Raw genomic sequence first — 12,313 nt, 5'->3', positions numbered from 1 at the left:
AGGTGTCGGGGTGGTCCGGACCCAGCACCCGGATGGAGTCGGTCAGCAGCGCGGCGAACGCGTCGGCCGCACCCTGCGCATCCCCCGCCTCCCCCCGCCACCGGGCGAGGTTGTTCCGGGTGGCGAGGGTGTCGGGGTGGTCCGGACCCAGCACCCGGATGGAGTCGGTCAGCAGCGCGGCGAACGCGTCGGCCGCACCCTGCGCATCCCCCGCCTCCCCCCGATACCAGGCGAGGCTGTTCCGGATCGCGAGGGTGCCGGGGTGGTCCGGACCCAGCACCCGGATGTAGTCGATCAGCAGCGCGGCGAGCTCGTGGGCCGTACCCTGCGCATTCCCCGCCTCCCCCCGCCACCGGGCGAGGTTGTGCCGGGTGGTGAGGGTGTCGGGGTGGTCCGGGCCCAGCACCCGGATGTAGTCGATCAGCAGCACGGCGAACGCGTCGGCCGTACCCTGCGCATCCCCCGCCTCCCCCCGATACCAGGCGAGGTTGTGCCGGGTGGCGAGGGTGTCGGGGTGGTCCGGACCCAGATGGCGGCTGGTTGTGTCGCTGAGGGTGCAGTAGTAGTCGCGGGCGGCGCTGACCTGCCCGGTCTGGCCGAGGCTTGCACCGACCTGGAACAGGACCGTGTGGGCGTCGGGGTGGTAGAGGGCTGGGGTGGTGCCCTCATGCAGGGCGGTGGCGTTGGCGCGCAGGGTCTGCTGCAGGGCCGGGTCGCGTCCGTGGTCGGGCCAGAGGGCCAGTAGGGCATCGGCGGTACGGCGGGCGAGCGGGTGGCGCTGCTTCTCGGGGGTGGTGTCGCGGGCTGCTCGGGCTGTCAGGGCGTGGATGCGCACCAGCCCGGGGGCCCCGTTCTCACCGGGGGGCTGATGGGTGGTCAGGCTGTAGCGGTCCAGCAGGAGCAGGCACGCGCGTACCTGGTCAGCCTGTACCCCACGCAGCCCGGGAATGTTGCGGGACGTGCGCGGGTGGTTCAGGCGCTGCCACCACCGGGGGCCTGGTCCGGTCAGGGCGGCAAGTGCCTTGGCATCGGTCCACAGGTTGGCGGGGGAGCCATTGGGGTCCAGCCGGGCGACGGTGTCCAGGACCGCGCGGGCCAGGCCGGGGTGAGCCTCTTGGGCTTGGACGGCGTCGAGGTTGATGAGCATGGTGGTGTGCACGGCCCGCGCGTAGCCGTCGGCCCCATCGCCAGGCAGCACCTCAGCCAGCTTCCGGCCGGGTTCGGTCAGCATCCGCGCATAGGCAGCGGGGGTGATGTCGCGGTTGTTGTCCAGGTAAGCGGCCGCGTGCGACAAAGCCAACGGCAGTCGCCCCAAGAGCCCGGCAACGGACGCAGCCGGGCACCGGGAGTCGTTACAGGCGCCCGGGTGGTCGGGCAGGCCGGGGGCACGCTGGTGCAGGTAAGCCTGGGCCTCGTCCTCGGTGAAGACGTCCACGTCGACGCGGGTGCGTCCGGCGGCCAGGGCCTTGCGCTGGCGGGTGGTGGCCAGCACCCAGCCACGAGGGTTCGGGCGGGGCCACCAGTCCAGTACCTGGTCCAGGTCCTCGACGTCGTCGATCACCACCAGCCAGCTGCGGTCGGTGGCCTGCAGCCACTCCAGCAAGGCTCGCGCGTCGGCCCGGTCGTCCTCGCCGTCCGCGCCCGGCGCCCGGATCCGGGCTGCGGCCTCCGCGAAGTCCGCGACCAACTGCCCCGTTCCGCCCTTGGCCGTGGTCCACACCGCCAGGTCCGCGCCGGAAGCCAGGTAGTAGGAGGCGGCCAGTTGGGACTTGCCGACCCCGCCCTCGCCCACCAGCACCCGCCCTGACTCGGCCGGCTGGGCGAGCACCACGTCCTGGCCGTCCGTGCGGGCTGCCTCCACCAGCGCCCGCAAAGAGGGCCGGGGCTGGAAGGAGGACACCAGTGACGGCACCGCGCCTACCCGCAACGGCCACTTCACCTCAGGCAGAACATGGTTGACGGTGGTGCGGTTGACCACACGCGAGCCCGGCGCGAGCGCGGAACCCGACGCGTCACCGCCGACCGCGGCCCCCTGGGCCCGCACAGTCCGGCGGCCCACGAAACGGGGCACACTGCCGGCGCCGTCCTTGTCATACGCGCCGGTGCCCCTGCTCAAGAGCCGGTCCGCTTGGAGCGCTTGCCCAGCGCCGCGTCGTTCGCGTCGCCGCCCACAGCGATACCGTCCGGCCCCGACTCCACGTCCGCCTGTCCACCACCCGCACCGGGCCCACGAGCAGAAGCCAGCCCGACGACCTGAGAGTCCTCACCCAGAGCAGCGCCGTTCGCATCACCGGCGATCGCCACACTGCCACCCCGTACCCGCCGCGCCGGCCCGGGAGCGGTACGGAAGAACGCCACGACCGCCACCACCAGACCCGCCGCCGACAGCACAGTCCCCACCACCCCGGCCACCTGCGAGGCCTCATCCAACCGGCCCATCACCAGCATGACCACCAACCCCGCCGTCACCAGCAGAGCCGCCACCGCACACACACCCGAAACCCAACGAGCCACGACCACGCCCCCGAAACTCCCCAGCACACCCAAAACCGGGCACCACTGACGCAGTCTCCCAACACGACCGACTCGATGTCAGCCACATGGCACGTCCCGACCCGAGGAGCAACCGAGCGCTTGCCCCTCCAACCGGCGCCGAGGTGGTGAGACTTGAACCCGCGACGCCTTCGTCCCGAACAAGGTCAGAGCAAGATCCAGACATGGTCTCGGAGTTGTTTGCGCAGGTCAGGGGCTTGGCCTGAGTTGGTCTCGACGGGCCTCCGGGAGACGTATGGAGAAGATCTTCTCCCAGATTTCTCCCAGCCTCTCTAGCGGGTGCGACTAAGCGGAGGGGCATCTCTCAGGAAGTGGGTAGCGGTACGCGGTGGCAACAAGCACTTCCCGCGCTGGCGTCCAGTCGTCCCACGTACGCCAACGTCCCCCATGGCAATGGAGGTCCTCGCCGAGTTCGATCTGATCTATCACCACTAGGCAGGTGGGGACGCCTTCAGCGTGGCGGACCTCCCCTGCTGCGGGGATCACCGGCCCGGCGCTTCCTCCTCCTCCCGCTCCAGGGATTGGGCCGCGGCGTACACGATCTCGTGGTCCTCGCCCAACTCGCTGGCTGCCGTCTCCCACACGGTCGTCCACTCCTCCCGGGCTCGCTCCCTGCGCCCCAGTGCGGCAAGAGCATCGCCGAGCAACTGCCGGGATACGAGCGTCGCGGGGTGGGCCCCGCCGAGCATCCGGCTGCGGGTCCCGGTCACGGTCTCCAGCACGTCAAGGGCCTCCTGATGCCTCTCGGCACTCAGTAGCGACGCCCCGAGGTCATGTCCCGTGGACATGCTCAGCTTCGCGTCCGCCCCTATGACCCGGCATCGTACGGTCCACGCCTTGCGCAGCTGTTCGGAGGCCTCCTCGTGCGCGCCGCTCCTGGTGAGAAGCCTCGCCAATCTGCGCCGGGTCTTCACCATCTCAAGACTGTCCTCCGGCAGGGTGCGTTCCTCAATCGCCAACAATTCCAGACAGACGGCGATGCCCTCGTCCGTCCGATCCAGCGAGCTGAGTGCGTTCGCCAGGAGGAACCGAGTCCCGCTCGTGAAGCTGTCGTCCGGACCGAGGTGCTCGATCATGTCCGCCAGCGCCGCCCGCAGAATCTCTTCGGCCTCCGTAAACCGTCCGGCCTTGTGCAGGATGAGGCCGAGGTCGTGGCGGAAATCGAGGGTGATGCGGTGCACGGGACCGTCCAGATCTGTCACCTGGGCGAGAACCTGCCGCTGAAGCGCGATCGCCTCGTCGTACTCCGCCAGGTCTGTGTGGATCATGGCCCGTTGTACGCGGAATCTGAGCGTCTCCCTGTGCAGCTCTCCCAGCGTCGCAACCAGGCGCGGCTCCGTCGCCTCCATCTCATCTCGGGCCTCGGTGAATCGGCCCAGCTTGCGCAGCACGGAGATCAGGTCATAGCGCGCCCGGAAGGCCCAGGGCTGGTCGGTTCCGTGCCGCTGGCTGGCCGTGATCAGCGCCCTGCGGAACGGCTCCGCCTCCTCGTACCGTCCGCAGTCGTCCAGAAGATCGGCCAAGTTATCCAAGACCAGGGCCTCGCCGCTCCCCTTCCACTCATCGGACAGTTCCAGCTCCTCGAGTCCGGACCGCAGCTCGCTCTCCGCCTCGGCATAACGGCCTTGGGATTTCATCGCCGCAGCTAGCCAGGCCCGGGTGGCGAGCCTCGCGTCCATGCTGTACTCCAACGGCCCCGCAATCAGCGCGACCGCTGAGCGCAGCATCGTCTCTGCTTCGCGGAACCGTTTCATGCCATGAAGGGTGCGTCCCTGGTACCGCATGACGCTGGCGCGTTGCGACGTGTCTGCCTCAGGTCCGAGTCGTTCGAGGGTCTCCAGCAGGGCATCACCCTCCGCTTCCGCCTCGGGCAGCCGCCGGGCGTTGTAGAGCATTTTGTGCAAAAACCGGCGGGCGTTGAGTGTGTACGCGTGATCGGCGCCGTGCACCTCACGCGAGATACTGATGACCGCCCGCAGGTGTGCGGCACCTTCCTCGGTCTCACCCAGGCGACTGAGCGCGATGGCCAGGTTGCCGCGCATGTTGCGGCTCACCAGGTCGCTCTCCGGCGTCAGTTCCTCCAGCAGCTCCGTCAGCAGGGCGACAAGTGCGTTCCGGTAGCCCTGCTGACGGGTCGCCACAAGGAGATTCGCGAGCGCCGACACTGCGGTGATGCCCCTCCATCCGTATCCAGACCGCCACTCCTGAGCTTGGTCGACGACCTGCCGCGCCTGGTCGCTCACCAGGACCGGCGGGGCGGGATCGGCGATCAGGCGCCGGGCGAAACCCACCAGGGCAGGTGCCACGCGTTCCATCACGAAGACCTCTGCCGGGCCTTCCGGCACGTCCGGCACGGGCGTCTCCACCTCTCCGCCCGCGGATTCCGGTTCCGAGCGTGGAGGCGGCTGGGGCGTGCGCGCCGACGCGGGGCCGTCCCACAGCCCTAGACGTCGCAGCAGCTGTGGCGAGGCCGCGGCGAACGGCCCGGCCCGGTCGGGCAGGCCAGGGGAGGTGCCCGGCCTCTCCCCTGCCAGTTGGGCACGGAACTCCGGACCGGACCCGCAACGTCGCAGGAGGTATTCGCTGACCTGCGCGGCTGTGTCCAGCGCCACCGATGTGCGCACCGTGTCCAACAGGAGGTCCGCCACACCTGGTGCGAATTCGTACTCCACGCTGTCCGCCGCCTGGGTCCGTGTGGCCGGCCCGGTGCGGCGCAGCAGACCGCCCAGGAACACCTCGGCGAGCTGAGCCTGATGGAACTGCCCCTGCCCGGTCCGGTACGCCTCGTGCACCAGGCGCATGACCGGCAGGGTGAGCGGTTTGACGGAGGCCAGGGCGCCCGCCAGTTGACGGCTCTCCGGTGAGGCCGCTTCTCGGAATCGCCGCAGGCGCTCCTCCGGCTCCGGACCGCCACCGAAGCCGGTCCCCGCACGGGAGTCCGCGAGGGAGTCGGTGAGGGAGCCGGGGACGCCGTCGGGGATCAGCAACACAGGCAGCGCAGCCCGGCTGTGGCCGGTACTGAGGAGCGAGACCCAGGGTTCGAGCTCGCCCTTGGCGAGCTCCAGGACCGGGACGGGCGTACCGCTGTAGGACACCAGCTCGCTCGGCAGTACGGGATGGCTGACTCGAAGGGCGCGGCCCGCGGCAGCAGGCTCCCGGGACTGGACGACGAGCCGCTCGACCGGCCTGCCCGCCGACGGCCACATCCGCTCCGGCAGAGTCTGAAGCACCGTCACTGGGGCGCGCCGGGCCCAGCGGCGCAGCAGCCCCTTGACCGTACAGTTGCTCCAGCCCGGGCCCACCATGTCGGAGATCACCATGATCACGGTCGGGCGGACCGGATCAATACGCAGGCTGGCCCTCGGCGCGGCACCGGAGCGGAAGGGCCGTGCCCTCAGCAGGGGACCGGCTGACGCCCCCGAGCTGTCGAGCCAGTAGGTACGGATGTCGCGAAAGGCGCCCAGTCCCTCCAGCAGGGCCCGAACCTCGACGGCGTACTGCTGCCACAGCACCATCGAGGGCCCGTCGTCGACGACAAGGGCGGCGTTCAGCCAGCGTTCCGGCTCGGGCCGCAGCACAGGTTCATGCAGGGCCGTCTCGGCCATCCGTTCGACGGTCGCGTCCTCGTCGAACGCGAGGGCCGCGCGGGAGGGAACCGTCCGGCGGAGCGGTCGCATGGCCCGGCTCAGTGCCCGAGGGGACGCCAGGGACCGCGCTCCGTGAACCCCGACCGCGCGGGTGGGGCCGCCGCCCCTGGTTCCGGGTGCCGTAGGAGCGTACAGGCCGTGGGGTTGGGCGGACTTGCGCCGGGCCGCCGGGTCTTCGTCGTCGGTGCCACCAGGGTCCGGGGACCGTTCCTCCGGCTCCTCCGTTTCCGGAGCGGGTGCCCGGCGTACGTCCGTGGTCTGTTCCGGCCGCGGCTGGTCGTACGGTTCACCGGCCTGCCGGACCGTGGCAATCCAGAGGACGTCGAGGAGCTCTTCGGTGCCCAGGTCCACACCCGCGCCGCCCAGAAGTGCGGTGAGCCGGTCGAACATCAGATGTCCGTGTCCCCGAGCGAGCGGAAGACCGTCTCACGGAGCTTGTCGAAGTCCGTCGCGGCACCCGAGACCCGCAGGTGAACGGCGTTGAGTAGCTGATCGGTCGCCAGGTCGTGCGCCTCCAAGTCGCGCAGCTGCAGGAACTCCTCGATCAGCGCCTCCGCGCGCGCCGCCGCGTCCGTACCCAGGTGCATCCCCACGATCGACCGCAGTTGCTCCGCGTCGGGCTGCTTGAGATCCAGCCGGACGCAGCGGCGCAGGAAGGCCGGCGGGAAATCGCGTTCGCCGTTGCTCGTGATCACCACCACCGGGAAGGTGCTGCACGTCACCCGGCCGTCGTTGACACCGACCCGTTCGTCGCCCGGGCCGGTGATGCGTACCTGTGCCGTCGGGGACTTGAGACGTGCGAGTTCGGGGATCTCGTAAGTTCCCTCCTCGAACACCGTGAGCAGGTCGTTCGGCAGGTCCACATCGCCCTTGTCCAGTTCGTCGATGAGCAGGACTCGGGGAATGCGACGGGGCAGCAGGGCCGTACCGAGCGGGCCGAGCCTGAGATAGTCACCGATGTCCGGCTCGGTGGCGGCGATCGGCTTGGCGGCGGCATGCGGATCGGGGCGCCCGGTCAGGGAGGCATCCCGGAGCCTGCCCACGGCGTCGTAGCGGTACAGCCCGTCGGCGAGAGTGGACCTGCTGTTGATCGGCCAGTGCAGTACGTCGCCCAGGCAGAGCTGGCGTGCGATGGCACGGGCGAGGGTCGACTTGCCGGTGCCGGGGCGTCCGGTGACGAGGAGCGGCCGGTGCAGGTGCAGTGCGGTGTTGACGATGTCCTGGTCGGTCTCGGAGATGACGTAGCGCTGGCGCTGTGTCCCCTCCTCAGGCGGCTCGTCGGTCGCGTCACCGCCGGTGAAAACCCGCCACGGGGGTGGTGCCGGCCAGTCGGTGACCGGGTGTGGCTCGGCGTCCCCGCGAAAGAGCCGCCAGTCCGTGTTCATCAGTTCCCTCTTCTCATGGTGCCGACAGGTCGAGGCCTCGCGGCAGCGGCCGTCCCGGATCGTCCCAGAGCAGTGCCAGTCGGCCGCCAGCGTGCTGTTCGTCGACATCGCATTCGGCACGAAGCCTACGCAGCCTTCCTGGCAGCGCGCGCAGCGAACCGCCGACCAGCAGCGACCTCAACTCCTCTTCGCTGCTTCCGGGTTCGCTCCCTCCGCGCCAGACCATCACGGGTACGCCACCGAACAGACAGGCCGTGAAGACGGCTTTGCGGTGGGTCTCGGCAGCGGGTACCACGGTGCCCGGCGCATCCTCACGGGCACTCACACTTCCGTGTACGGCCTTCACCGTGGTCACGTCCGTCGGCAGCCAGTGCAGATCGTCCGTCTGCGCGGTGGCGACCCGCTTCCATCGGCGCTGCCACAGGTGTTCCTGCTCGGAGCGGCGATACTCGGTGCACCGTACAACGACTGGGAAATCCGTGCCGATGGACCGTTCGACGGGATCGCCGGCCCCGAGCCGCCAGCGGTGGACGTCCAGTTCGAGATCCGCGGCATCCACGAAGAATTCGACCAGTGTCTGGTGGACCCGGCCGTGCCTGCTCAGGATCGCGTCTACAGCCCGCTGTAGGTCGTCCAGTGACACGGGTACGTCATGTGTCTCGACGGACTCCACGCCCGATGCGGTGCGCGACCAGACCTGGCAGGTCCGCCACCCCGACCGGTCGGCGGGCGGGCACAGTCTGATCTGCACCCGGTCCTCGGTGTCGAGATGGTCGTCCGTGTCCGGCCGGGCGTGCGCGGCACGCTCCGTCAGATTGGCACGCAGGTTGACAAGAGCCGACCGCAAGTTCTCGCCGAGCCTGGTGGCGCATTTCAGCGACCATTTCCTGAGCTGTTCGGCACGGGGGTCGGTACCTGTCACCGCGGCGAGGCGCTCGACGGCCCCCAGCAGGCGCGGAAGTTGCCACTCGTCGACGTTCAATTCTTCCAAGTGGTCGGCGACTGCGATGGGTTCAGTGTCGGTGAGCACGACACCGACCGCCTCCTCGCGGGCTGCGCGCGCGAACGCTCGGGCGAAGTCGTGCGGTGGGGGGTGGAGCAGTCCGATCAGCGCATCGTATTCGCTGCACAGCAGCCATCGGCCCCGGGCCAGTTGCACGGAGCTACGCCGCATCTCCTCGGCGTCGGCCACGCTCACCCCGTCTGAGGCCAGCAGGTGGATCAGGCTCACGGTGCCGTGGGGCCGTGTCAGGGACCAGTCGACGATGGTCCGGGCGTCGAGTTCGTCGGGTGCACAGGGCAGGACGGAGTCCAGTTCCTTGCAGAGCCCGGCGGCGACACGTGCGGCGGAGACCGGACGGGTGGTGAGCGCGGCATCGACGTGGAGTGTCAGCATGTCCCGGTCGATGCTCTGAAGCCCCGTTAGCTCGCTTGGAGAGGGCGGATAGGGGTGGTGGGATTCGTTGTCGCGCCAGTCCTTGAGGTAGACCGTGGGCATCTGCCCGGCGCCAGCGATGGTCCGCAGCCGGTCGAATTCTGCCGAGACCTCGGCCCAAACCTGGGTGAGGTCGGGAACGGCGGCCGCGTCACGGCGGGAAGCGGCCTCCAGACGGTCCATCAGGCATGAGGTGAACACCCCTGCCCCCGCACGGTTCTTCGCCGCCTCGCCGGGCCGGGAGGCGCGCATCAGAAAGATGTCGCGGGAGCGGTGGGTTTCCGGGTAGGCGGCGATCGTCTCCGGTGCCTGCGCCTGCGCATACTCGCGGGGCGACAGTGCCGAGCGACAGGCGTCGATGACGACTGTCGCTCGGCCCGGCCCCACAGCAGGTAGATGTGCCGTACGGAGCAAAGAGACGAGATTGTCGGCGTCCAGGCCCAGCGGGTCACCGGTGCGGGATTCGGGGTACAGCAGACTCCAGCGGTTGCCGCCAGCCTGAACGCCGTGCCCTGCCCAGTACACCCACAGCCAGTCGACGTCGATATGGCGCAGTTCGTCACGGAAGACCCTACGGACGTTGGCCCGGTCCGCAGTGCTGCGTTGGGCCTGCGTGAAGCCAGCCAGCAGCCCTGTGTTCTCCGCGAGGGGCGAGGCCAACAGGTGCATCTGGTGCCCGGGTACTCCGCGCTCCAACAGCCAGCGCATCATGCGGGCGGCGTCGTTCGCCGGCCCCGAGAGCTCCCAGTCGGCGCCACCCGCGTATGCCTCGACGGCCACGATCACGGCATGGGTGCGCTCCCAGTCGTGCGGTGGGGACATCACGGCAGCTCGTCCCTTATGCGCTCGTAAAACGAATCGTGTGCGAAGTAGCCTGTGTGCGCCCTGGGGAAGGGCTGTCGCAGGTCGACGCGGGCGTCGGTGACCCGGCCAGGAAAGATCCGCTCGGCGACGAATCCGAGCAGGTCCCGGCGGTCGTAGACGTTGAGCCAACGAGGGAAGGCGGCGGGCAGTTCGTCGCCTCGCCGCAACCCTGTGAGCGCGTCGATCTCATACAGGAAGGGCGCCTGCGAACCCACAGTGATGAGTAGATCCACGCCGTGGGACGGTTCCATAGCCAGCAGATCGAAGGAGGCGATGCCTCCGAGGCTGTGGGCGAGCAGCACCACGGGGCCGTCGTCCTGTTCTCGAGTAAGCGCGACGACGTCGGCGATCCGTGCCCGCAGCCCCGCGCCGCGCCCCTGGTAGCGGAGGATGTCGCCGCTCTCGGGGAGGATTCCCCGGGTCATCCGCCGACGGCCGACTTGGATTGCGGGTGAGACGGTCCACAGGAACGGGTCGCCCAGCAGCCTAGCGCCAACCCATTTCCCGGCTTCCTTGATCCCGCGGTCGGTCCCGCCGAGCCGGTCGGTGAGCAGGGCGACCAGCATGTCGCGGTCGGCGCCATCGACGGGCAGCGGTTCCTCCGCGTCCTGGGCCGTCTCGGCCAACCTGGTAGCCAAGGCGATCACGGCGCGCGCGGCAACTGCTTCGGAATCGTGCCTGGGGGCTGTGCCGGAGAGCCGCATCGAGACTTCAGCGGCGATCTCGTCGGCGGCCTCAGTGACGAAAGGGGCGAGCTCCGCGGCGAACACGCGGGCGCTGTCGCCGGCTGGCTGCCCGCCTTCCGTCAAGGCCCCTTCGGTGAGGGTGCGAAGCCGGTCTGCGAGTGCGTCCCACGGGTCGGTGCGGCCTGGTGCGAATCCGCCGTCGTGGTCCCCTGCCCTGTCGGCGAGGAGTTCGATCTCGGCGACAGGGTCCCGTTCGAGGAGTGCCCAGACGGCCAGCGGGTCATCGGCATCGGCGGTGGGCAGTGCCCGGTCCTGGTCCTGTTCGGGGAAGCAGGCACCGTTAAACGCGAGGTGCGCCCCGTAGGGGTCGCCCCAGTAGCAGGGGACGAGCCGGATGTCCGGCCGTAAGCGTTTCACTCCCCTGGCAACGCGGCTGTACGACTTCCGATACGAGTCCTCTCGCACCCCCGTGCCGTGCACAAAGACAACGCTCGTCACCCGATCCCCCATCTGTGTCCCGAGGCCCGCATTTTAACCAGTGGGACACGTGACAGTTCCCCCTTTCGCCTAGGAATTGGACCCTCATCTGTTGCGGACCACACACCGACTCCAGCTTGGGGCGCAGGGTCACTGGAGGAGCTGGGCGGTCAGGTACAAAAGCTGAACCTTTAGTCGTCTTACTTGCCCCGAGTCAACGCAGGAAGCTTGGAGGTGGCGAGCTGAGATCGGGGGAGACAGCGCGTACCGCAGCAAGCCAGTCCTCGGGGAACTTTCCTCATGGATGGTTTCTGGCGCATCAGACGGCGCCAGGATCGGCTCGCGGTCTCCGACATGAGTGATCTCGGACAGCCGACGGAACGGTGGCCTCTGCCCGTCACTGTTCGCCACCGTCGATGCCAGCTGGAGCCCTGCCCACCGCCAGTAGGTGCGAACTGGCAGCAAGCAATTCCGGATACGGCTCCGCCATGCGCGCCGCCTCCATCGCTGAGGCGATCAGTTCGTCCGTGGGCCCCTCGCCAGGCTGTTGTTCGGCTGCTTTGACGAGCGACCATGCGGGCCCCTCGATGCCGAAGACCTGTACGTCTGTCAGCCCGGAAGCCGCCAACTCCGCGGCAAGCTCTTCAGCGCGGTGGAAGTAGGACAAGGTGAACCCTCGTACACCGTCGTAGACAGCCGTCTCAAGAATCTTGGAGACGGAGTCACGAATCTGTCCGGTGTGCAGGTGGGCGTATGTGACGTGCTCAAAGAGCGACGCGTAACGGTTGATTGCAGCCGCCGCAACCAATCCGCCCGGCTTCACCACGCGGCGGGCTTCCGCCAGGGCCCTGCGCCGATCATCGGGGTCGGGCAGGTGGTACAGCGGCCCAAGGAGCTGCACCACGTCGAAACTGTCATCCGACTCACGCAGATCGCGCGCGTCCCCCACGACCGCGGAGCACACGGCCGCTGCGCTCTCGACATGACGGGGCACGGGATCCACGAGCGTCACGTCGTAGCCGTCCTTCACAAGCCATTCAGCGTGAACCCCGGTCCCCCCTCCCACGTCGAGCACGCGCGCCGGCGCGGGGGGCAAGAAACGTCGGAGAAGCTCTTGAGTCCGGACCAACTCCATACGTCCGTCTGCCGAGCTACGCAGGCGGCTGTCCTCGTTCACTGTCTCGCCGTAGAACCGCATCACAGAGGGTGCCAATTCGAGATTCGACATGGTCGCAGTATCGTGTGTACCGGTGGACCAGTCCAGCA

General features: G+C 69.0%; 7 protein-coding genes. All 7 read right to left on the bottom strand.

The genetic code is table 11. The features are described 5' to 3' along the window. A partial coding sequence (locus ACFYW7_RS13665; RefSeq protein ID WP_389501432.1) for a tetratricopeptide repeat protein occupies window positions 1–2,116 on the bottom strand: 2,116 nt, incomplete at its 3' end. Continuing rightward, window positions 2,113–2,484, bottom strand: coding sequence for a hypothetical protein (locus ACFYW7_RS13660; RefSeq protein ID WP_389501430.1), 372 nt, complete (start codon window positions 2,482–2,484; stop codon window positions 2,113–2,115). The genes ACFYW7_RS13660 and ACFYW7_RS13665, both read right to left, overlap by 4 nt. Before the next feature lie 551 nt (window positions 2,485–3,035). Beyond that, on the bottom strand, window positions 3,036–6,590 hold the full coding sequence (locus ACFYW7_RS13655) for an SAV_2336 N-terminal domain-related protein (RefSeq protein ID WP_389501428.1): 3,555 nt from the start codon (window positions 6,588–6,590) through the stop codon (window positions 3,036–3,038). Next, window positions 6,590–7,585: an AAA family ATPase gene (locus tag ACFYW7_RS13650; protein WP_389501426.1), complete on the bottom strand. Its 996-nt coding sequence runs from the start codon at window positions 7,583–7,585 to the stop codon at window positions 6,590–6,592. Before ACFYW7_RS13650 ends, ACFYW7_RS13655 begins: the two co-directional genes overlap by 1 nt. A gap of 13 nt (window positions 7,586–7,598) precedes the next feature. Then, on the bottom strand, window positions 7,599–9,806 hold the full coding sequence (locus ACFYW7_RS13645) for a caspase family protein (RefSeq protein WP_389501424.1): 2,208 nt from the start codon (window positions 9,804–9,806) through the stop codon (window positions 7,599–7,601). A 35-nt stretch (window positions 9,807–9,841) separates the two neighbouring features. Next, on the bottom strand, window positions 9,842–11,068 hold the full coding sequence (locus tag ACFYW7_RS13640; protein WP_389501421.1) for an alpha/beta fold hydrolase: 1,227 nt from the start codon (window positions 11,066–11,068) through the stop codon (window positions 9,842–9,844). A gap of 376 nt (window positions 11,069–11,444) precedes the next feature. Continuing rightward, entirely contained in the window at window positions 11,445–12,275 is an 831-nt protein-coding gene (locus tag ACFYW7_RS13635; RefSeq protein ID WP_389501419.1) for a class I SAM-dependent methyltransferase, read from the bottom strand. Window positions 12,276–12,313 lie beyond the last annotated feature (38 nt).

The organism is Streptomyces sp. NPDC002580 (genome assembly GCF_042889485.1).
Lineage (GTDB): Bacteria > Actinomycetota > Actinomycetes > Streptomycetales > Streptomycetaceae > Streptomyces.
Note: the sequence above shows the minus strand (reverse complement) of the source record. Positions and strands in the feature narration are given on the sequence as shown.

What these genes read in the sequence shown, in the direction of transcription:
- ACFYW7_RS13655 (WP_389501428.1), bottom strand. Translation starts at nt 6,590, where the DNA reads ATGTTCGACCGGCTCACCGCACTTCTGGGCGGCGCGGGTGTGGACCTG.
- ACFYW7_RS13650 (WP_389501426.1), bottom strand. Translation starts at nt 7,585, where the DNA reads ATGAACACGGACTGGCGGCTCTTTCGCGGGGACGCCGAGCCACACCCG.
- ACFYW7_RS13635 (WP_389501419.1), bottom strand. Translation starts at nt 12,275, where the DNA reads ATGTCGAATCTCGAATTGGCACCCTCTGTGATGCGGTTCTACGGCGAG.